Raw genomic sequence first — 23,000 nt, 5'->3', positions numbered from 1 at the left:
TTTCAGACGGCCTCTTGAAAAATTTAAATTATTTGGAGAATCAACATGGCAGCAAAAGACGTACAGTTCGGTAACGAAGTCCGCCAAAAAATGGTAAACGGTGTCAATGTATTGGCCAACGCCGTTAAAGTTACTTTAGGCCCGAAAGGCCGCAATGTGGTAGTAGACCGCGCATTCGGCGGCCCGCACATCACTAAAGACGGCGTTACCGTAGCCAAAGAAATCGAATTAAAAGACAAATTCGAAAACATGGGCGCGCAAATGGTGAAAGAGGTTGCCTCTAAAACCAACGACGTAGCCGGCGACGGTACCACCACTGCAACCGTTTTGGCACAAGCCATCGTAGCCGAAGGTATGAAATACGTTACCGCCGGCATGAACCCGACCGACCTGAAACGCGGTATCGACAAAGCCGTAAATGCTTTGGTTGAAGAGCTGAAAAACATCGCCAAGCCTTGCGACACTTCTAAAGAAATCGCCCAAGTAGGTTCGATTTCCGCCAACTCCGATGAGCAAGTAGGCGCCATCATTGCCGAAGCCATGGAAAAAGTGGGCAAAGAAGGCGTGATTACCGTTGAAGACGGCAAATCATTGGAAAACGAATTGGATGTAGTAGAAGGTATGCAGTTCGACCGCGGCTACCTGTCTCCTTACTTCATTAATGATGCAGAAAAACAATTGGCTGCATTGGATAACCCGTTTGTATTGCTGTTCGACAAAAAAATCAGCAACATCCGCGACCTGTTGCCGGTATTGGAGCAAATCGCCAAAACCAGCCGTCCGCTGCTGATTATTGCCGAAGACGTTGAAGGCGAAGCGTTGGCTACTTTGGTTGTGAACAACCTGCGCGGCATTCTGAAAACCGTTGCCGTTAAAGCCCCGGGCTTCGGCGACCGTCGCAAAGCCATGCTGCAAGACATCGCCATTTTGACCGGCGGTACCGTGATTTCAGAAGAAGTAGGCTTGTCTTTGGAAAAAGCCACTTTGGAAGATTTGGGTCAAGCCAAACGCATCGAAATCGGTAAAGAAAACACTACCATTATCGACGGCTTCGGCGATGCCGCCCTGATTGAAGCGCGTGTAGGAGAAATCCGTCAGCAAATCGACGTAGCAACCAGCGATTACGACAAAGAAAAACTGCAAGAGCGCGTGGCCAAATTGGCCGGCGGTGTTGCGGTAATCAAAGTCGGCGCGGCTACCGAAGTGGAAATGAAAGAGAAGAAAGACCGCGTAGAAGACGCGCTGCATGCAACCCGCGCTGCCGTGGAAGAGGGCGTAGTGGCCGGTGGCGGCGTGGCGCTGCTGCGTGCCCGTGCTGCTTTGGCGAAAGTGGAAACTGCTAATGCCGACCAAGATGCAGGCGTACAAATCGTGTTGCGTGCCGTAGAATCTCCGCTGCGCCAAATCGTGAAAAACGCCGGCGGCGAGCCTTCTGTTGTGGTTAATAAAGTGTTGGAAGGCAAAGGTAATTACGGTTATAACGCCGGTAATGACACCTACGGCGATATGTTGGAAATGGGTGTCTTGGATCCTGCCAAAGTAACCCGTTCAGCCCTGCAACATGCCGCTTCGATTGCCGGTTTGATGCTGACTACCGACTGCATGATTGCCGAAATTCCTGAAGACAAACCTGCTATGCCTGATATGGGCGGCATGGGTGGAATGGGCGGCATGGGCGGTATGATGTAAGAGGCCGTCTGAAAAAGCCGTACCAAACCAAAATCCCGCATGCTTGGCATGCGGGATTTTTTGCGTCTTCACGGATTGCTTGTCTGAATGAGAGGCCGTCTGAAATGAACTTCATTTAATCTAAAAGAGTTGTCATGTTGTATTTCTTTCAATGGCGTTGGAAAAAAGAAATATTGGAATGGTGTATCGAAGCTTCAAAGTGGATTTGATGTTTTATTTATTTAAATCATATAGTTGAAATAATGATTAGATTGCTGTTTTCAGTTAAAAATTAGGGCGTTTGAATGAGACTGATTTGTGAAAATATGATAAAGCAATGTAGAATGCTGGCATTCTATTCTCAGTTTTAAGGAACGGTTCTATGAAAGGAATTATCCGCTTGGGCGATGCGACCACCCACGGTGGAAATGTCATTCAGGCCTCATCGCAAATGGTTATTGATGGCAAGCCGGCGGCTTTGGTGGGCGATATGGTCAGCTGTCCCATACCCGATCATGGTGTGAATCCTATTATCGAAGGGAGCACTTTTATGTCTTTTCAAGATAAAGCGGTGGCCGTTGAAGGGTGTAAATGTGCTTGTGGCTGCGCGTTGATCAGCAGCATGCCGTCTGTGGGGAGCGATTGATGGACTGGCCGATTCCTGATATTCCTGAAGTGGTAAAGCTGGAAAAATATCGCTTTGATAAGCCCTTATTTTGGTTTGCGGGCTTGTTTATTATATTTTTGCTGAGCGTGCCGGTTATCTTGTCTCTTTGGCAAAACAGACCTTTTTCGCTGCTTTTTTGGGTGTTGCTGTTTGGCGTCCCTTTATTGTTGTGGGGAAGTCTGCGCTTGATGTTTTTTTCTTGGGAATACAGCCGGAAAAGCCAATTTGATGCGTGGGAAGTAGAAAAAAACAGAATCCGCCAGCATTGGCAAAATTGGGCGCAAAAAAATATTGCGGTAGTCGGCTCGGGTATTTATTTGCCTGAAAGTCTGAATGTGTCGGATGTGCTGGCTCAGCAGGGAGAAATGCGGAAAGGCAGCCCCGCCGTATTTGGCCGTGCGGAAAAAGATGATTATGAAATTAAGGAAGACATATTCAAAGAGTTTGGCGGATTTGTTGAGAGTATGTTAGCCGCTCTTCCTTATAAAGAGTTGCTTGTTTGCTTAGATGTAGCCAATGAATATTCGAGAGAGGAAGATTTTCAAGCGCTTTCTGATTATTTGAATTACTCCGGTATTTCTGAACAAGTCCAAACTGAAATCAGCTTGTTGGAGCACGGGATCGAGGCATTGGGTAATTGGATTCAAACTACGCCTGAAAAATTAGTTGTAGTTTTATCCTTGGCATTAAATGAAGATGAAGATAATGCCGCGCCTGAAAGTGCCGCTTGGTTTGCGTTTGTTCCCAAGCAGTCTGCGGCAAAACAGCAAGCAAATATTCAAGGATATGTGTTTAGGCAGATTGAATTGGATTATGAAGATAATGAAGCTTTAGGGGAGTTGGTAAGAAAAAAATACGCCCCTTATGCTTTAAAAGACAAAGAGCCGAGTGCGATGTGGCTGGGTAATATTGCGCAGGATAAGATGTCGGTTTTATTAGAGAATCTTTATGCTTCCGGCTTGAAATTTTGGCGTGGAAAAGATGGTGTAGAGGTTCTTACGACAGATCGTTATTTCGATGGAGCCGTGAATTCGCATTGGCTGGTGTTGTGGTTTGCGCTCAATAGCGAGATGTCAGGCAAGGATGTTCTATGGTTGGCGGGCGATCAGCAGAAGGCGTATTTGGGATTGGTTTCTTTTTCACATACCTCATAATTAAGTAAGTAAGAAAGAAACGTGAAATTGGGTTGTGGTAAAAAGGTTTCAATAACATAGTAACGCCAATATCATAAAATAACCGCTTAACATAAACTGATTGATTTTTTCATGCGTGTTGAATAATCTTACGCCTGCGAGGAAAGTTTTTAATCGTTTGTCGTATATGTTAACGATTGAATGTGCTTGTCTATTAAAGAAATTTTAATAATGACACCCAAAAAGGAATCGCAAGATTCCTTTTTTATTTCACGTTAGTTTTACTCTTGTTGGATTTTTTGGAAATTAAAAATCATGAGACCACTTTTTCTGGGTTTAATCCTTCTTGTTATCAGCATTCTATCCGGATGTTTAGTTTATTTTTTCGGCTCTAAAATAGGCCTCGAAGGCTCAATGCAAAAAACAGTTGTTTGGATGTGCTTGGTAGTCATCACTTCACTGATTTTCCTAATGCCTATGATCATTCGCTATGTATGGTCTGGCTGGTCGGGCCGATATGCAGGTGCAAGAAAATTAATCACAGAAGAATTGAAAGAAGAGCCTTCTGAATCCATTCGTTTGCTCGGAAATGTTCAACGTTGGGAACAGTTACAGCAAATTTACACTTTGACTACCCAATATAAAAACCATAGAAAGCCTTGGATATTTGTTGATGGTTCGGATGAAGTAGTTCTGCAAGTATTCCCTGAAATTAAAACCCATTTGTGGGTAGAAAGCCATTCGGCTTTTTGGATTGATCTCCATGCCCCGGAGCCGCTTGAGGGATGGAATGGCCTGCGTGGTCAGGGTGTGCAGCCGGCTGAAGGGATTGTGTATTTGTCAGATGAAATCAATTCTGCAGAACAATTTTCCGGTGCTATTAAATCGTTTATGGATAAGTTGGGATGGTTGCTGCCTGTTAACATGGTTTACGTTGATAGAAACCATCAGCATACCCAACCTTATTCTGTTACCCATCGAGTGTTGGAAACGAAGCAGGAAAATATTCAAAAAGATTTGGATCGGTTTGCTTTTGAATTGTCTGGTATGGGTACGTTTTCGATTGAGGAGAAGCCTACATCGGCTGCAGCTGCGTTGTTGTCACGAAAATTACAGGCTTCAAATGGCATTATTGCAGAGAAGCTTTCTCTGAATAAAAAAGAGATGGGTAAGTCAGACAGCCTTAATACTGTTGCTTTTGTTCATGCTAGACAGCAGGACTTGCTGCCTGATTTGATTTATCAATCTTTCAACAGTATTGCCGACTTCAATAAAGGCAAGAAATTGAAATGGACTCAGCCCGATAAAATTTACGGAGGGTTAAGCATCCTTGCTGTGTTGGCAACAGTGGGTTTCTCAATGGCTGCTTATAACAGCCACAAAGATATGGCGACATTGCAGCAAAGTATCATGCAGTTGAAGCAAAATTCTTCTTCAATTAATAACTTGGCTGGCATCATTAAATTACAAAAACAGATCACTTACCTTGAAGAGAAAAAAGCCAGTACTTCAGGAAAAATATTGACTGCCGTAGGTTACAACCATAGTAAAGAATTGCTTGATACGGCCTATCTTGAATATGGTAAAGCGGTTAAAGCGGCCGTGGTTTCACCCGTTTTACAAAAATGGACTGATCATTTGTCTTATTTAGACGGATATAACAGCGCCAGTATTGAGAATGGCGATGAGTATTACAATATCTTAAAAGCCTATCTGATGGTAACTGATAGAACGGATAAAGTGGATCCTCAGTTCTTGGCTTCAAACATGCTTTTGATATTCGACGGATATTTGACTAAGAATGACCAGATTAAGGAAGTTGTCGCTTTCTACACACAACGTCTTGCCCAGCATCAAAGTTGGGCATCGCAAAGTGATGCTCTCTTGGTTGATAACACTCGTCAGGTCTTAGCTAAATGGATGGGCGATGTGCAAACCGAAGAGCATGTTTACAGAAAAATTATTGAAGAAGGTAATCAAAAGTTTCCGAGCATTTCTTTGGCTGAAATCTTGAAAAGAGATATACAGAATGAATGGGTGGTTGCTAAAAAACTGCCGGGCGTGTTTACAGTAGAGGCATGGAATAAGTATATCGAACCTGCTTTTCAGACGGCCTCTAAAAATAATCATGAGGATGATTGGGTTCTAGCGGGCAAACTGTCGGCAGCTGAAGTGAATGAAATTGCCATCAAGACCCTTAAAGACAAATATTTCTCTGAATATGCTGCGGCATGGTTCGAGGTGCTGAACAGTATTTCATGGGTAAGCCGTAATAAGAGTTTGGAGGCTGTGAACCAATTGCATGTTTATGCTGATCCTCAACGTTCCCCTTTAGTAGCATTGATGGATGTTATTAAAGAAAACAGCATGATTGATGCAAAAAGAATTTCCGTAAATCAAGCGGTATTAAACAAAGCAGAGAAAATTGCAGCTGCAAAAGTATCAACTCGTCAGCGCCAATTGGCTGCTGCCGCATTAGAAAGCCAGTCTGAAGAAGTAAAAGCGGTGCAAGAGCAAGTGCAAGACTATTTGCAAGGGCCATTACACGATCAATTTGCAACCTTACTACAGTTGATTGATGCCAACGTCAATCCCAAAAGTGATCTGAGCTTGCAAAGATATTTGGAAAAAGTAACGGCAACTAAGCAGCGTTTAATTCAGATTGTCGGTTCGTCTGATACAGGAGGTGCAGCCCGTATCGCTGTACAAGGTGTTATGTCTGGTGAACAAAATGAATTTACAGACGGTTTGCAATACGCACGACTGGTTGAAGCCGGGGTAGGTGATAAGTTAATGGCTTTTGCAAACAACGTTTTTGTGAAACCATTCCATGTATCGTGGGGAAGCTTATCAGGTGTCGCTCAAGAAAACATCAACTCAGTGTGGCATCAAAATGTTATGTCTGCTGTGGAAGCGGATATGGGTGGTAAATATCCACTAAGCACAAGTGAGATTGAAGTTGCGATTCCTGTACTTGTTAAATATTTTGAGCCGAATAAAGGTAATTTTGATCAATTTATCCAATCGCAATTGAAAGGTATTTTAACGAAACAAGGTCATCGCTGGGTTGAAGTTCCTGGACAAGAGTTTAAGGTGAATAGGGAATTTTTAAATCAAATTAATAAGCTGGGGCTTATTGCAAATGATTTATTTGTTAACGGAGAAGTCGGATATACATTTGAATTGAAACCGGCTCCAACGGCAGGCGTTACCTCGTTCTCTTTGATGCTTGACGGACAATCATTAAATTACTTTAACCAAGAAGCGGAATGGAAAGCTTTCAGATGGCCTGGAGACGTGAATGCTTCAGGAGCGCAAATCACTTGGGAAAGTGATGCCTCCGGAGTAAGAAAAAATATTGAATTTAACGGGCGTTTTGGATTTATCCGTTTATTAGATAAAGCTCGGGTAACACCGATTGATAGTGGAACTTACCTGGTCGAGTCTGAAGTTGATAATAATCTAGCCATCCGTTTTTACATTCGTACCAACACCGGCAAAGGGCCTTTAGGTTTGCTTGAAATGAGAAACGTGCATATTCCGAACAGAATTTTCGAGGTTTCTGCAAAATGATGGTCCCCGATTGGATCAAATCAGTCTTGGGAGAGAATCCAAGCTCGCTGGCAGAAGAGAGGCTGGCAGCTTGGGTTACTTGGCTAAACCCCATTTCCGAAGAAATGCCGACAGGCAGTGATATTAGCTACGAAGATGACTTTGAAACGGTTAAATCAGAGTTGGCTAAATTAAGTGGAATAGATGTAGGGCTGATTATCCGTTTAAGCGAACAATTATTAAAAGAGCAGGCAAAAGATTTGCGGGTGGGCGCTTATTATGCTTACGCCAAACTGCGTGATGAAGGCCTTACTGGTTTTTCAGACGGCCTAGAACTGATATGTGGTTTACTTTCATCATTTGGCAATGAGGTTTGGCCTAAAAAGCCTCAGCAAAGATACACTGCGTTGTCTTGGTTAATGGGCAACAGGACACTTGATGTTTTAGAGACATTGGAGATTGATAACGAAGACATTTTCAAAAGAATATTATCTTCGTTAGTTCTCCTGCAAAATATCTGTATGAGTTGGGATGAAGGAGCTCGTCCCGGGTTTGGTGCTGTTTTAGAGAAATTTGAACAAGCATCACTTCGGCTGAAAAAAGCATCTGCTCCTGATTCAAGTAGTCAATCTTCTGCAGTTGCTGATTTCGATCATACACAAAACCAACCCATATCAAGTGCAAATGAAGCTAATACTACGGGATCATTGCCCTCACCAGTAGCTACTATCAGCTCCAGCAAGATGTTGTTGGATCAGACAAGGGTAATAGCGGTTTTTTTGAGGCAACAAGAAAACGGTTATTGGTCTGCATGCAAAATGATCAGAGCAATACGTTGGGGCGCTTTGAACAGCTGCCCTCCAGCGGTGGATGGTAAAACCCGTTTGAAAGCACCGCGAACCGATGTTGTAGCAAACTTAGCAAGATTGGAAAAAGAAGAAAACTGGTTGGATTTATTAGAAAAAGTTGAAGCAGCTTTTTTAGAAGGTGCCAATCATTATTGGCTTGATCTGCAATATTATGCCTGGAAAGCTCAAGTGTCTTTAGGGGGCATTTATTCAAGCCAAACAACATCGTTTTTGGCAGACTTTTCCTCTTTTTTAGAAAGATGCGATGGTTTGGCCGGATTAATGTTTGATGATGGCATGGCTTTTGCATCTGATAATGTCTTGGAATGGCTAGAAAAACAGGTGCTCAAATCCACCCAGCCAAGCAGTAACCCTCAACAATCATCCCAAACTATGGATTTGATTGCTTCAGAGGAAAACAACCAATATGAAGAAGCAGTAACAATGGCTGCTGCTTCAGGTGTAGAAGTAGCTATGGCATGGTTATCTGACCATCCTAAATTACAACACGGTAAGTTTTTATGCCACAAGCTTTTAATGATGGCGAAATTGGCAGATGCCTACGAAAAAAACGAATGGGCTTTATACCTGTTGGATCGGGCTGTAGATGAAATGCAAGGCATGCCCGTAGAAGTATGGGATAAGGATTTTGCATTCGATTTATATAAGCTGCAATGTGGCTTTTTGCAGGCCAAAGCCAAGCGGAAAGATGCCCAACATGAGAAAAGCAAGATCATAGAGAAAATAAGTGACCTTCAAAACAGATTGGTCAAACTTGATGCTGCAAAAGCTTTAATTACCTTGTATTAAGGCCATGAATATGTCGGACCCCACCTTAAAATATTTTGAAGAAGAGATGCGCTATTTGAGAGAAGCGGGTTTGGAGTTTTCAAAAGCTTACCCTGATCGCGCAGCACTTTTAAATATCAATCGTTTAGGAACGCGAGACCCTTATGTAGAGCGTTTATTTGAGGGATTCGCCTTTCTAACGGGGCGTATCCAACAAAAATTGAATGACGATTTGCCGGAGCTGACTGAAAGCTTGGTAAATATGCTGTGGCCGCACTATTTAAGAATGATTCCTTCTTTAACGGTGCTGGAGTTTCAACCTGATTTTAAAACTTTACAGGGAAATCAAACTGTTGAAAAAGGCGTTCCTATTCAATCTGAAGCAGTAAGTGTAGAAGATCGTCAGACCCGCTGTATATACAGAACAACTCATGATGTCCAATTAGTCCCTTTGCACATTTTATATAGCATGCTGGATCATGATCTTAATGGCCGCAGCATTATCCGCATTCGATTTAGGTTCGGTGAGCAGATGCAGCGGCAACAGTTGGATATCTCTAAGCTCAGACTATATATATCGGCGGAAGAGCCCGTAGCGTTTGCATTACGTCATGCCTTATTGCACAACGTTGATCATACAAATTTGAATGTTGATGGAGAAAAGTTTGCCCCTGAGCACAATATTAAATTTAGTTCAGTAGGGTTTGGATCTGAAGAGCGATTGTGGCGTAAAGAAAATAACAGTTTTTCAGGCTATCAAATGCTTTTAGAGTATTTTTGCTTTAAGCAAAAATTCTTTTTTGTTGATTTGGAAGGGATTGATTTTTCTGATATTCCTGACTCCTCGTCAGAATTTTCTGTGGATGTGGTGTTATCTAAAAATTACCCGGTCGAGCTCAAGTTTGATGCGGATGCGCTTAGATTACATTGTACGCCTGCGATCAATCTTTTCGACATGGAGGCAGAGCCGGTTAGGGTTGATCATTTGAATCATGAATATATGATTAAACCCCTGCTTCATGACAGTATTAATGTAGAGATATATTCTGTGGATGCCGTGGATGCGTTTAATCATCATGCCGGAACCCGCTATCAATATGTACCCTTTTCATCTTTTCAGCATCGGGGAGGGTTAATGAAATATGATGCTCCCGAACGCTATTTCCATACCAGAGTAAAACAAGGTGTGGGCGGAAAATATGAAACTTACTTGATGTTGGGCGGACATGCATGGGAAGAGCAAAATCCGTTGCCATTTGAAACTTTATCTTTAAAAGTTACAGGGACAAACGGCAAAATTCCTCGAAAAACACTAAGAGAAACACAGATTCGAGATAAATCATCAGGCATTCCGAATATTATTCAGGTGCGGAATCTCTTAACGCCTACGCTGTCATGTTACCCACCTACGGAAGATAGATTTCAATGGCGCATATTGTCTCATCTTGCTCCTAATTATTTGTCTTTACTGAATAAAGATACATTGAAAGGAGCGTTAGCCATATATGATTGGACCGAAGATGAGCTCAATAAGCGAAAATTAAACGGCATCTTAGATGTGAGCCATCAACAAGTCAGAAGGCTTGAAAAAGGCATGGTTCAACGAGGCGTGCATATTACGCTTACCTTGGATGAAGATGCTTTTGAAGGTGAGGCCGAGGTTTATCTGTTTGGAGAACTGTTAAACGAGTTTTTTGCCATGTATGCAGATTTAAATCTGTTTACCCGATTTACGATTGTGTCGCTGCCCTCAGGAAAACAATATCAATGGAAAGACAGCAAAACCACTACCGTTCGGTTTTAAATACAGCAAATCTGGCTGCGGAAGACAACAAGGTTAAGAAAGAGCAGGCAAGCTGGGAAATACCAAGTACGGAAAAGGTATTTCAAAAGAGTATCAACAATATTTTTAGCAGTATATTGGGTAAAAGTGTTGTTGATTCTGCGGATAGAATGAATTTTTTCCAGTTTTGTTACTTACTGGAAAAAGTCAGTGGTAATCATTCAGACGGCCTACATCGAAACATTCGGTTTCGCCGAGTAAAGTCTTTGGCGTTTCCTGCAGGGGAAATTGCAAAGGTTGATACGGAATCGTCAGCCATCCCTTCTGTTTACACAACATTCCTCGGATTGTATGGTGTTGATTCGATATTGCCTGAGTATTTCTTAAACGATATAGCAACGGGGAAAGAAGGATCGGGAAGTCTTGCAGAGTTCCTAGATATTTTTAACCATAGAATCAGTAGCTTGTTTTATCAGGCTTGGAAAAAATATCGCTATCCCTTCCAATTCTTAAACGGAGGAAAAGATAAAACGTCATTAACTTTGCTGCATCTGCTAGGGCAAAGTTTGAAAGAGAACAGTGGGGATTTAGTTCAACCTTTATTAGACAGTAAAATCTTAGGTTTATTAGGTGTTTTTCATCAACGTACTCGAACTGCAGACGGCGTAAAGAGCATTGTGAATTACATTTCTCCTTTCTCAGAAGTAAAAGTTTCTGAATTTCAGCCTCAGTGGATAAATGTGGAAAGCTATCTCAAGTTGGGCAAAGGGACTTTAAAACTTGACGGAGGCAGCGCGGTAGTGGGAAAAAGAATGAAGGATTGTAGCCATCTGATTCATATAGATATTACCCCTTCTTCATATCAAGATATGTTGGATTTGCTGCCGAAGAAAAATCTACATCAACAATTGTTGGGCTTGCTGAAAATCTATTTGGGCTATCAAACCGATGCGGCTATATATTTGAATATTAGAAAACAATGGATAAGCCAAACGAAATTAAGCGGAGCACAAATGTTGAAAATCAATACGGGATTGGGTGCTGCCAAGACGGATAAAAGAATTAAAATCGCCCATTATGTTTGTTGACAAACATTAGGTATGAATAAAATTCTTGGGAGCAGGGGCATATTTATATTTAGTTAAAGGTTTTTAGGGTAAACAATCGAATTTTGGCTCTTCTTAAGCTGTTATTCTGTTGTAGCGCAAAAACAACTGTATATTTATAAAAATGATATCAAATGCCTGGAAATAAAAGGTTTCATTTCCACAATAATCAATATTGAGCAGTTGCAAGATTAAAAAATCATTATTGTTACTTAATGTGGATTATCTTGGGCTAAAATATCCAGCTATTGATCATTAAGTATGGCCGGCTTGCCGAATGGCGAAACAGGCAGACGTTTTATTACTCATTAATTTAAATAATTCAATAACGGGTTAAACCATGAAAGCAAAGCTTAAATTTAAAAAATATACTCAAATTCTTATGTATGGCTTGCTGCTCGCCAGCCTTGCAGGTTGCGGTGCGTGGCAAATGGTTAAAGAAGGCACGGTTAAAACGTCCAGCAGTATATTTTTCAGTAAACTCAAAGTATTGAAGTTGGATATCATTGCACGTCATGGTGTTAATCAAACTGAGCGGGGGCAATCTTTATCAACGGTGGTTAGGATTTACCAGTTAAAAGACAACCAAAGTTTCGATGCCGCAGCCTATCGGGATTTGTTGAACCAAGATACCGTTTTGTTGGGCGATAATCTTTTATCGAGCAAGCAGTTAACTTTCCGTCCGGGGGAGTCTATCAGTGTGGATGAAGAAATCCATCCCGATACTAAATATGTTGGTATTGTGGCGTTTTTTAACCGCTCGGATGACAGCCAAACATGGAAAATTATCATTCCTAAGAAAAAATTCTCCAATAAAAAAGCTTTGGTTATTGAGCTGAAAGAAATCGGTTTGTATATGCAAGACGGTAAGGCCGATCAATAAATGGAAGCCGGCCTGTATGAAAAGTTGACCGGCTACTATTCAGACGGCCAACGGATGGAAGATTTGCCCGACAGCCTTCAGTTGATTAAGAGTGTGTTGGATAACATGCAGCGTATTCTTAATACGCGAAGTGGGGCTCTAAAACACATTCCGGATTATGGTATTCCGGATCTCAGTATGGTGTATAAAAATCTGCCATCCAGTGCGAAAGATTTACGTAGCCACATGCATGCGACCTTACTCAAATATGAGCCGCGTTTAACCGGTTTGGACATTAGGCTGACTGAATCTAAAGATAATTTAATGATTTTGTGCTACCAGCTGGAATGCAGGATTGAGAAGGTAGGAGCCGTAGTAATTGATACCTATTTTATGCCGGAAGGTGTGGTGAATGTTCGTCAAACCAAGCGTTGATTAATAGCTGCTGTAAAAGCTTTATTTTGTTTGGAGGCCGTCTGAAAATAAATTCAGACGGCCTCCATTTAGCTTAGATGCCAATACTTATGATTTGGGTATTGGCCAATCCATTAATGTCCACTCGAAGATGAGCCGAAAGGCGGTTTGGCCAACCAAATGATGGCAATCATCACGATGAATAATAAGCTTGAAGCCCAAAAAATCTCATTGGATCCCATGATAAAACCTTGTTGGGTAATGCTTCGGGTGATGCTTTCCATGCTTTGTGCCGGCGACATTCCTGCTTGTGAAATATTTTGAACGGCAGTTTGGGCTTCAACGGAATAGGGCGTAATTTGCTCGGTAAGTCGGGCATGGTGAAGGGCTTCTCTGCGTTCCCATGTTGTGGTGACGACAGATACGCCCACGCCTCCCATAAATACTCTTAAAAAGTTCGACAAGCTGCCGGCGGCGGCGATTTGCGACCCCTGCATTCTTGAGAGGGTAATGGTAGTGAGGGGTAGGAAGAACATGGCTACACCCAAGCCCTGCCAAAATTGCGGCCAGATAACGTTCGACATATCCATGCCCGCATAGAAGCTGGTGCGCCAGTAAAAGGTATAGGCAAAGACTAAAAAGCTCGCTGTGACCAGCCAACGCATATCGATGCGGCCGCCGAATTTACCAATGATAGGGGACAGCAATATCGGCAAGAAGCCTACCGGCGCGGCCACTAATCCCGCCCAAGTGGCGGTGTAGCCTAAGTTGGATTGCAAAACCAAGGGGAGCAAGGTCAGCGTGCCCATGTAAATCATAAAGCCCAACGAGGTGGCGATAACACCTACCGTAAAGTTGCGGTCTTTGAAAAGGGATAAATCGACAATCGGATGTTTTTCGCCCAGTTCCCACACGATGAAATAAGTCAGGCAAACGAAGGCGATAACGGCCAAGAGGATGATTTCGCTTGAGGCAAACCAATCCAATTCTTTGCCGCGGTCGAGCATCATTTGCAAAGCGCCGACGCCGATAACCATCAAAGCCAAGCCGGTATAGTCTATCGGCGATTTTTGGATTTCCGTTTCACGGTGGGCAAGCTGCTTCCATGCCAGCCAAGCTGAGAAAATGCCTACGGGAATATTGATGAAGAAAATCCAGCTCCAGTGCCAGTTGTCTGAAATCCAGCCGCCTAAAATCGGCCCCAATACCGGCGCGACCACGACAGTCATCGCCCAAAGAGCGAGAGCTAAGGTACGTTTGTCGGGAGGATAAGAAGCCATCAGCAGGCTTTGGGACAAAGGAATAAGCGGGCCGGATACAAACCCCTGTAATACTCTGAACAAAACCAACAATTGCAAATTATCGGCGATGCCGCACAGCCATGAGGTAACGACAAACCCCAATGTAGCGGCCAGAAAAATTTTAACTTCGCCGAAGCGTTTGGCGAGAAAACCGGTTAGCGGTACGGAAATGGCATTGGCAACGGCAAATGCGGTGATTACCCATGTACCTTGTGTGGTGGCGGCACCCAAATCTCCGGCGATAACGGGCACGACGACATTGGCGATGGTGGTGTCCAAAACTTCCATAAACACCGCCAAGCTCAATGCCAGCGTTACCCACATCAGGTTGGCGCCTTTTAAAGGTGGATGAGCCATAATCTCAATCACTTTCCATCGCAGAATGGGGCTTGGTCAAACAGCTTTGATACAGCAAATGATGATGGCTGAATCCAAATAGGAACGGCAAAAATTTTTCGGCAGCATCCGTATGATGAGGCCGTCTGAATCCGAATTCAGACGGCCTCGTTGGTATGTTTAACGACCATTCTGAGATTATTTAGCGTATTTTTCAAAAATCTGTTCAATCAAAGCATCGGCAGCCGACCAATCGACAATATCGGTTTCGGCGCTAACCGCTTGCTTATCGGCAGCTTCGGCCATGCTTTTGCCGCTGATGCTGTTGGATGTATCGACTTTAACCGTCATCGACAAGCCCACGCGCAGAGGGTTGGCTTTGAGTTCCTGCGGATTCAAGCTGATGCGCACGGGCACGCGCTGAACTACTTTAATCCAGTTACCGGTGGCGTTTTGCGGCGGCAGCAGGGAAAACGCGCTGCCTGTGCCGGCGGATAAGCCCATAACTTTACCGTGATAAACCACGCGGCTGCCGTATAAATCGGCAGTCATCACCACCGGCTGACCGATGCGCATTTTACGCAGCTGCACTTCTTTGAAGTTGGCATCAACCCACAGATTGCTTAACGGCACAACCGCCATCATCAAAGTGCCGGGAGCAATGCGCTGGCCGACTTGAATATTGCGTTTGGCAACTTGTCCGGCCATCGGCGCACGAATCTGTGTGCGCTGCAAATTCAACCAAGCATCTTTGATATGGCTGATGGCCGTCTGAACGGCAGGCTGTTGGCGCAACGGGATGTTTTTACCTAAAACGGCTTGTGCGGAATCTGCCTCGGCTTCTACCGCTTTCAAAGCCGCTTGTGCCTGCACGACTGCGGCGCGGGCATGGCTGAGTTCTTCGCCGGAAACGGCATCCGTTCCTTCGAGGCTTTCACGGCGGCGCAAGTCGGCTTGGGCTTTGGCCAATTCGGCTTTACGGACAAGAACTTGTGCTTTGGCTTGGGAAGAGGTGGCGGCTTGCCGTTTGTTTTGGCGGATGGCCTGAATCAGTTCGTTTTGAGCGCGGTCGTATTCAAGCTGGAAATCGGTGTCGTCGAGCACTACCAACACATCGCCTTTTTTCACGATATCGGTGTCGTCCACCATAACGCGGCGCACGGTACCTGCTATTTGGGGCGTGATTTGTACCAAATGTCCGGCCACATAGGCATCATCGGTTTCCTCTTCGTGCTGCCACACTAGAAAATGAATCAGCGCGAATCCCAATGCTACTACGATAAAAAACAGCGTAACCAAGGTAAGATTACGCTTACGGCGGGACAACTGACGCCGTCTGTTTACATTTTCAGCAATATTTTGCGGAGTATCCATCATCCCGTTTCCTGATTTTTGAGGGAAAACGCTGTTCAGACGGCCTTGTCATAAGGCGTTGCGCAACCGTTTTCCAGCACCGATTTTTTTATCTTTGAATGGGCTATTTTTCAAAAAATTATTGATTGGGAATAACCCTGAAAATTGTGGGTATTTTATCGCCCAGTCATTTAATCAGGCAAGTTACAATCTGCTACTTGCATAAAACTGCTTGATGTTGATGCCGTTGAAAGCATTAAAATATCAGCTAGATAGCGTGGTTGGAGTATGGCGCTTGAGGCCGTCTGAATTAACCATAAACTTTTCAGACGGCCTCAAGTGTTCACAATAAATGCTGAATAGAAAAATATTGAGAGACGGCTTCGGGAAAGGCGGCGGGAGAGTAGGGAATCACACCCAACAGTGGCGCCGGAATGCGGCATTTCAAAGTATCGAGGTAATCATCAAGGCGGTGAGGGGCGGCGCTGATGCAGTTTGCTACCCAGCCCGCCAACGGCAATCCGGCTTGGGAAATAGCGCGCACGGTCAGCATGGCGTGGTTGATGCAGCCGAGCTTCATGCCGACGACCAAAATAACCGGCAGCTTTTCTACGGCTACCCAGTCTGAAAAATCCATGTCGCTTGTTAAAGGCGTTAGCCAGCCACCTGCACCTTCCACCAATATCCAGTCGCCGTGCTGTTTTAAATCGGCCAAGCTCCGGCTGAGTAATTGCGGCTGAATTTCTACGCCTTCGTCTGCTGCTGCCAAATGCGGGGCTGTGGCTTCGTGGAAGGTATAGCAGTTGTGGGCATGATAAGGCAGTTGGATATACGAAGCGGCTTGCAAGCGCAGCACGTCGGGATTCTGGCCGTTGCCGTCGGCTTCGGAGGCTACCGGTTTGAACCCGATGGCCTTCTTTCCCGCTTGTGTTGCGGCATGCAGCAGTGTAGCAGTACAAAATGTTTTTCCGACTTCCGTATCCGTGCCGGTAACGAAGTAAATGCGGGGTTCCATAAATTTCAGACGGCCTTTTTTACAATATGAGGAATGGGGGGATTATAAGAGACTAAAGTCAACGCGACACAATGGCAGTTAAGCCACCGCAATAAAAAAGCCCGGATAACCGGGCCGTCTGAAAAAACATCAATGCAATTCGCCGCTCTTGCGTTTGGCTTTAAAGTCTTGCGTTTCTTTGGCAATAACCCCTGACAGCATAATCAACGCAATCAAGTTCGGAATCGCCATCAAGCCGTTGAACGTATCGGCTGCCAACCATACCAAATCCAAGCTGGCGACTGTGCCGATCATCACGGAAGCCACATAAATCACACGGTACACATTGGCAAAACTGTCACCAAACACATAAGCCGCACATTTCTCACCGTAGTAGCACCAGCCCAAAATCGTGGAGTAGGCGAAGAAAATCAGGCCGATGGTTACTACCCAGCCGCCGGGGCCGGGCAGTAGGCGGTCGAATGTGGTGGTGGTCAGCGCCGCGCCGGTGATTTCAGGCTTCACAAATTCTCCGCCGGCACCCAGCAAACCCATTACCAAAATGATACCGGTAATCGAGCAGACAATAATCGTATCTAAGAAAGTGCCGGTCATAGAAACCAAAGCCTGACGCACGGGGTGGTCGGTTTTGGCAGCCGCAGCGGCAATCGGAGCGGAACCCATACCGGCTTCGTTAGAGAATACGCCGCGTGCCACGCCGTAGCGGATTACGCTGCCGAGCGCGCCGCCGGCCACAGCTTGGCCTGTAAACGCATCGGTAAAAATCATATTCAACGCAGGGCCGACCAAATCAAGATTCATCAGAATAACCACGATACCGCCGACGACATAAAGCACCGCCATGATGGGTACAATCAGAGACGATGCAGTGGCGATACTGCGGATGCCGCCCAATACCACAATTGCGGTCAGAATGGTCAAGACGATGCCGGTGTAGAGCGGGTCAATATGAAAGCTGGTGTGTACCGCTTGGGCAACGGAGTTCGACTGCACCGAGCTGCCGATACCGAACGAAGCAATCGTACCGAACAAGGCAAAAGCGTAAGCCAGCCATTTCCATTTGCTGCCTAAGCCGCGCTCGATGTAATACATGGGGCCGCCGGACATCTCGCCTTTTTTATTGGTAATACGGTATTTAACCGCCAAAACACCTTCGCCGTATTTGGTGGCCATACCGAAAATGGCGGTAATCCACATCCAAAACACCGCACCCGGGCCGCCGGCTACTACGGCTGTGGCTACGCCTGCGATGTTACCGGTGCCGATGGTGGCGGAAAGCGCGGTCATTAATGCGCCGAAATGGGAAATATCCCCATCGTGGTCGCTGCCGTCTTCCTTTTTGCGGTGGGGCATAAACGCTTGTTTGAGTGCATAACCCAACATACTGAATTGCAAGCCTTTCAGCATAATGGTCAGCAGCACGCCGGTACCGACGAGCAAAGCCAGCATCGCAGGCCCCCAGACCCAGCCGCCTACCGTGTCGAAAAAGTTTTTCAAGGCATCCATATTTGCTCCTGATTGTTGGCATTTTGTTTTAGTGACCACATTTCAGCACAAGGCGTAAAGAATTGCAAGCAGGGGTTAAACTGTTTCAATAAACCATAATGAGCGTGTTGAGCAGTCGGCGATTCAGGTCTCTCAGCTTCACATGCTTATCTGAAAGAATAATTGCTTGCAGTTGTGATTACGCTAAGAGGCCGTCTGAAATTTCAGACGGCCTCTGGTTATTAAAAGGGAAAAATAGAATTACAGTGCTTGAGAGGTACGTGGTCGCATGATCTTTAGCTCGCAAAGATTGTATTGCAACACCAGAAATCAATGCACAACAAAATCTGCCCTTAAGTCGAATCTAGGAATCGGCACAGAAAAGCGCTCGCCATAGCTGTCTTCAAATTCGTAGCTGCCTTCCATGCAGCCCCACGGGGTATTGAGATGCGCCCCGCTGCTGTAATAATAATGTTCGCCGGGGTAAAGCACAGGCTGTTCGCCAACCACGCCGACGCCGGATACTTTTTCTACTTCTCCGTGAGCGTCGGTAATGCGCCAATGGCGGTTACGCAGCGTGACCACTTCATCGCTGTGGTTGTGAATGGTAATGTCGTAGCTGAATACATATTTGTCTTTGGCAATATTGCTTTCATCCGCCACAAAGCTTGGTTCTACAATGATTTCAATCTCATCCATTTTCAATTCCCGTATATTTTCAGACGGCCTTATATCAGCCAAGCTAAGATTTTCAAAGTCCATATAGTAAACAGGGCGGCTACCAGATCGTCCAACATAATGCCTAAGCCGCCGTGCAAGCGCGCATCCAGCCATTTTATCGGCCAAGGTTTGAGAGCATCGAAAAGACGGAATACTACAAATGCAGCCAGCCACCACGTCCATTTAAAAGGCACGAATGCCAGCACCAACATCATGGCTACGATTTCATCCCAAACGATGCCGCCGTAGTCGTAAATGCCCAGCTCGCGTTCGGTGTGGCTGCAAATCCGAATGCCCCACACAAATAATATCGCACAAAATGCCGCCAGCCACCATCCCGAAATGCCAACGAGATGCAGCATGAAAGCGATCGGTAAAGCGGGTAGCGTACCAAAAGTGCCGGGCGCAACCGGAGCAAGACCGCTGCCGAAGCCGAAGCCCAAAAAACATAAAGGCCGTGTTTTCAGCCATGAAAAATTCGGTTTGAAGTCAGCCAAAATGATCGAAACCTAAAGAAGTTAATGTAATGTGATGACCGTTTGAGTCTAAAAGATTCAGACGGCCACTATCGTTAATTTTGCCGATACGGGTAACGGGTGTATCGCTCACTCGCCCGGCCGCCAAGACTGCTTCTCTGCATGATTCGGGTGCGGTAAACAGCAATTCATAATCATCTCCGCCCGCCAACATATAATCATACAAAACGCCTTTATCCAGTATTTTGCGCAATGCAGGCAAAGTTGGTACGCAGTCTGCGAAAATATCGGCTCCTACGTCGGAGGCTTTCAAAATATGCCCGATATCCTGTGCGAGGCCGTCTGAAATATCTTGTGCGGCGTGTGCAAAAGGCAGTAGAGCCTTTCCTAAATCAACCCTTGGCTTGGGCCGTAAACGGGCTTGCTCGCATAAAGTAAAAACAGTATCTGGTAATTCAATGTTTTTCCAATGGCAATTTAAAGCAGCTGCCGCCAAACCAACCGTGCCGGAAACCCAAATATCGTCCCCCATTTGTGCTGCATCACGGCGTAATGCTTTTCCCTGAGGAAGCTCTCCAATTATTGTAACATTAAATGCTAAGTCGCCTTTAGTGGTGTCGCCGCCAATTAAAGTGACGCCAAATTGCTTTGCTAGAGTAAACAAGCTGTCCCAAAATTCGTTAAGCCAGTTTGGATTCAATTCAGGCAGCCCTGCACTCAATAAAGCCCATCTCGGCACGGCACCCATTGCGGCCATGTCTGAGATATTGACCGCTAAAATTTTATAGGCTAAATCGGCAGGGGATACATCAGCAAAGAAATGGCGATCTTTTAAAAGCATGTCGCTGCTGCAGCACAAGTCCCATCCCAAACGGGGACGGACAATGGCTGCATCATCCCCGATCCCGAGTAATACGTCGGAATCCTTTTGCTGCCTGTATAAATAGTTTTTAATAAAATCGAATTCTTTCATTGTTAAAACAATACTTTAAAAATCTTATATTTCTTAAATTTTATTTGGAAATAAGGATTTCCCCGTAAAAGACAAACCTTTATGGGTTTAAATGTTGCTGAGAATAAAATCTTATACATCAAGTCAGGCTATATTTTGTCAGCATAGTCGATGTCATGCAGTGATGAAGTAAATAATTGATATTGTGTTTTAAACAAAAACCCCGCTCAAGCGGGGTTTTAAATCTCACTGATGTCGTAAAAGAATTACGGACGGGTGTAACCGTGGTATTTAGAAGCAGGAGCTGGCAACCAACCACCTTCAGTAGCAGGACGTTCACCTTCAACGTGACCGGGAGCAACTTGTTTGGTAACCAAAGTGCGGATCTTAACGTCTACACGGCGGTCAGGTTCGATACATGCAATCAAAGCTTCACGTTTCTTAGCCTTAGAAACTTTTTTGCCCAAGTTAGCTACTTCGGCTTCACAGGAAGCAGTCATGCGAGCTTGAGATTCACCCAAACCAACAGCAGAAATTTTGCTAGAAGCAACACCGCGGTTTACCAAGTAATTGGCAACAACATTAGCGCGGCGCTCAGACAGGTTTTGGTTGTACTCGTCAGAACCCATAAAGTCGGTATGACCTTCAACACGTACAGCTTCAACGTTAGTGTTGCTCAAGCGTTGAGCCAAGCCGTTCAGAGTTTCAGTAGCTTCTGGACGCAAGTTGTCTTTGTCGAAGCCGAACAAAGTTTTAGCAGATAAAGAAACAGTTTCATCGGCATATTGAGGAGCGGTAGAAACCGGAACGGCATCGTTACACTCAATACGGCCTTGAGTTTCTTTATTGAAGTAGGTGTTTTTCCAGCACTCGCCATAGTTGTTGCGTACAACAGTTTGTTGGCGGTCTACGGTATAACCGTGTTTGGTATGCGGTTCACTAGCCATTGCGGTGCCTGAAGCAACCAAGGCAACGAACAAGGCGCTTAATTTCAGCTGTTTGGTCATTTTATTCCCTCATCAAAGATTGTTATGCAGCAGTTATATATTTTCAATCCGCTACACATCACCAAATATACAGGCCACTGTTGTAAAACGGCGGCAAATCGGATATATCAGTTTGCACTATAAAGAAGCAGAGGGCAAACTGTCAATAGCACGACACCGGCACACAACGGCAAAGACCCGCTTCCTGTTTGTAAATCATGCCGAAAAATCAATCTTGTGTCATTTATTTACAGATAAAACCGATTGTTGTTAGATTTGTAGTTGCACAAAAACCACATAAAATTGTCTGAAAAAATATGGCTGATTAATATAATTAAAAGATTGTTTATTAAAAAACAAAAGCTTTACTGTGCATTGTTAAGCTGTTGGGCATGGTTTGTTAAAGTATGCTACATTGTTGCCAAACTGTCGTACATAATCCACAAGTCCTCATCTTTTGAGTCAATATGAAGTTACAACAATTACGTTACGCTCTAGAAGTTTCCCGACATAATTTAAATGTGTCTGAAGCTGCGGAGGCACTCTTTACTTCGCAGCCGGGCATATCCAAACAAATCCGCCTTTTGGAGGAGGAGCTTGGTATACAGATTTTCATACGTAGTGGTAAACGGGTGGTTTCGGTCTCTCAACCGGGAAAAGCCGTATTGGAGTTGGCAGAGAGAATTTTGCGTGATGTACAGAATATTAAGAATATTGGTAATGAGTTTACTGAGCAAGATAGCGGTTCGTTAATCATTGCAACAACTCATACGCAGGCAAGATATGCTTTACCTCGGGTTGTGTCGGAATTTGTGAAAAAATATCCGAAAGTTCAGCTGAGTATAAAGCAGGGTAATCCTTCTGGCATCTCTCAAATGGTGATGAGCGGAGATGCGGATTTTGCTATTGCAACCGAATCCCTTGAAGAGGGTGATGAGTTGCGCAAATTACCTTGCTCTGAATGGACTCATGCTGTTTTGGTGCCGGATGATCATCCTTTATTAGATTGTAAACATCCCTTAAGTATTACCGATTTGGCACGTTTTTCATTGGTGACGTATGAGTTTGCGATGAATAATAACAGTAATATTTGCCGTGCTTTCCATAAGGCTCGTTTAGACATGCCGCCCATAGCGTTGGCATCGGCTGATACTGATGTGTTAAAAACTTATGTGCGCTTGGGGTTAGGGGTTGGTTTGATGGCTAAGATGGCATATGACAAACAAGCCGATCAGGATTTGCATCTTATTGATGCTTCTCATTTGTTTGAGCCTTCTCAAACTTATATTGCTTTGCGCCCTGATGTTTATCTCCGCGGTTATGCTTATGACTTTATAAAATTATTTTCTTCTGATTTGAGTAGGGAGAGGATTGATAAAATATTGTACGAGCCTGTTCAAGAGGATTTCTCTATATAATTAAATGACATGTGGCTTTCCAAATATTATTTGACTTTAGCGAGTCTATTTTTGGTTATGTAGTTGGTTATGAATCAAGTTTTATCGAAAAACAAAAATCCCTGTTTGTAGGCAGGGATTTTTGTTTGCAACGCTT

General features: G+C 44.5%; 18 protein-coding genes. 10 read left to right on the top strand and 8 right to left on the bottom strand.

Features of this window, described 5'->3' with window-relative positions; genetic code table 11:
- The first annotated feature begins 45 nt into the window (after window positions 1-45).
- From groL to tssE, 9 genes are all read left to right on the top strand, one after another.
- Window positions 46-1,689, top strand: coding sequence for a chaperonin GroEL (gene groL / locus LVJ85_RS11530; RefSeq protein ID WP_244739921.1), 1,644 nt, complete (start codon window positions 46-48; stop codon window positions 1,687-1,689).
- Window positions 1,690-2,050: 361 nt separating this feature from the next.
- The gene (locus tag LVJ85_RS11525) at window positions 2,051-2,314 is read left to right on the top strand and encodes a PAAR domain-containing protein (protein WP_244739920.1); all 264 of its coding nucleotides are present in this window, start codon (window positions 2,051-2,053) and stop codon (window positions 2,312-2,314) included.
- Complete coding sequence (locus tag LVJ85_RS11520; protein ID WP_244739919.1) at window positions 2,314-3,489, top strand: hypothetical protein; 1,176 nt, start codon at window positions 2,314-2,316, stop codon at window positions 3,487-3,489. Before LVJ85_RS11525 ends, LVJ85_RS11520 begins: the two co-directional genes overlap by 1 nt.
- A gap of 294 nt (window positions 3,490-3,783) precedes the next feature.
- Window positions 3,784-7,041, top strand: a complete 3,258-nt coding sequence (locus LVJ85_RS11515) for an ImcF-related family protein (protein ID WP_244739918.1) — start codon at window positions 3,784-3,786, stop codon at window positions 7,039-7,041.
- A complete protein-coding gene (gene tssA / locus LVJ85_RS11510; RefSeq protein WP_244739917.1) occupies window positions 7,038-8,678 on the top strand; it encodes a type VI secretion system protein TssA in 1,641 nt (546 codons plus the stop codon). Before LVJ85_RS11515 ends, tssA begins: the two co-directional genes overlap by 4 nt.
- Window positions 8,679-8,688: 10 nt before the next feature.
- Complete coding sequence (tssF, locus tag LVJ85_RS11505; protein ID WP_244739916.1) at window positions 8,689-10,461, top strand: type VI secretion system baseplate subunit TssF; 1,773 nt, start codon at window positions 8,689-8,691, stop codon at window positions 10,459-10,461.
- On the top strand, window positions 10,425-11,528 hold the full coding sequence (gene tssG / locus LVJ85_RS11500; RefSeq protein ID WP_244739915.1) for a type VI secretion system baseplate subunit TssG: 1,104 nt from the start codon (window positions 10,425-10,427) through the stop codon (window positions 11,526-11,528). Before tssF ends, tssG begins: the two co-directional genes overlap by 37 nt.
- A 358-nt stretch (window positions 11,529-11,886) precedes the next feature.
- Window positions 11,887-12,429, top strand: a complete 543-nt coding sequence (gene tssJ, locus LVJ85_RS11495; RefSeq protein ID WP_244739914.1) for a type VI secretion system lipoprotein TssJ — start codon at window positions 11,887-11,889, stop codon at window positions 12,427-12,429.
- Window positions 12,430-12,843: a type VI secretion system baseplate subunit TssE gene (gene tssE, locus LVJ85_RS11490; protein ID WP_085363418.1), complete on the top strand. Its 414-nt coding sequence runs from the start codon at window positions 12,430-12,432 to the stop codon at window positions 12,841-12,843.
- Window positions 12,844-12,956: 113 nt separating this feature from the next.
- On the opposite strand, the gene LVJ85_RS11485 is transcribed toward tssE, so the two are convergent.
- From LVJ85_RS11485 to LVJ85_RS11450, 8 genes are all read right to left on the bottom strand, one after another.
- Window positions 12,957-14,480, bottom strand: coding sequence for a DHA2 family efflux MFS transporter permease subunit (locus LVJ85_RS11485; protein WP_244739913.1), 1,524 nt, complete (start codon window positions 14,478-14,480; stop codon window positions 12,957-12,959).
- Window positions 14,481-14,657: 177 nt separating this feature from the next.
- Window positions 14,658-15,833, bottom strand: a complete 1,176-nt coding sequence (locus tag LVJ85_RS11480) for an efflux RND transporter periplasmic adaptor subunit (protein WP_115134772.1) — start codon at window positions 15,831-15,833, stop codon at window positions 14,658-14,660.
- A 322-nt stretch (window positions 15,834-16,155) separates the two neighbouring features.
- Window positions 16,156-16,827: a dethiobiotin synthase gene (gene bioD / locus LVJ85_RS11475; RefSeq protein WP_244739912.1), complete on the bottom strand. Its 672-nt coding sequence runs from the start codon at window positions 16,825-16,827 to the stop codon at window positions 16,156-16,158.
- 129 nt (window positions 16,828-16,956) lie between these two features.
- The gene (locus tag LVJ85_RS11470; RefSeq protein WP_085363421.1) at window positions 16,957-18,333 is read right to left on the bottom strand and encodes a sodium:alanine symporter family protein; all 1,377 of its coding nucleotides are present in this window, start codon (window positions 18,331-18,333) and stop codon (window positions 16,957-16,959) included.
- A gap of 309 nt (window positions 18,334-18,642) precedes the next feature.
- Window positions 18,643-19,011 (bottom strand): Co2+/Mg2+ efflux protein ApaG, encoded by a 369-nt coding sequence (gene apaG / locus LVJ85_RS11465; protein WP_085363422.1) that lies wholly within the window; start codon window positions 19,009-19,011, stop codon window positions 18,643-18,645.
- A gap of 29 nt (window positions 19,012-19,040) precedes the next feature.
- Window positions 19,041-19,529, bottom strand: a complete 489-nt coding sequence (locus LVJ85_RS11460; protein WP_085363423.1) for a phosphatidylglycerophosphatase A — start codon at window positions 19,527-19,529, stop codon at window positions 19,041-19,043.
- Window positions 19,522-20,481: a thiamine-phosphate kinase gene (gene thiL, locus LVJ85_RS11455; RefSeq protein WP_244739911.1), complete on the bottom strand. Its 960-nt coding sequence runs from the start codon at window positions 20,479-20,481 to the stop codon at window positions 19,522-19,524. Before thiL ends, LVJ85_RS11460 begins: the two co-directional genes overlap by 8 nt.
- Window positions 20,482-20,726: 245 nt before the next feature.
- Window positions 20,727-21,467 (bottom strand): OmpA family protein, encoded by a 741-nt coding sequence (locus LVJ85_RS11450; RefSeq protein ID WP_085363425.1) that lies wholly within the window; start codon window positions 21,465-21,467, stop codon window positions 20,727-20,729.
- 446 nt (window positions 21,468-21,913) lie between these two features.
- Between LVJ85_RS11450 and LVJ85_RS11445 the strand changes: the two genes are divergently transcribed.
- The gene (locus LVJ85_RS11445) at window positions 21,914-22,864 is read left to right on the top strand and encodes a CysB family HTH-type transcriptional regulator (RefSeq protein WP_244739910.1); all 951 of its coding nucleotides are present in this window, start codon (window positions 21,914-21,916) and stop codon (window positions 22,862-22,864) included.
- Window positions 22,865-23,000: the final 136 nt, after the last annotated feature.

Source organism: Neisseria sp. Dent CA1/247 (assembly GCF_022870825.1).
In the GTDB taxonomy this organism is placed as follows: Bacteria; Pseudomonadota; Gammaproteobacteria; order Burkholderiales; family Neisseriaceae; genus Neisseria; species Neisseria zoodegmatis.
This window is presented reverse-complemented; position numbering and strand designations above follow the sequence as displayed.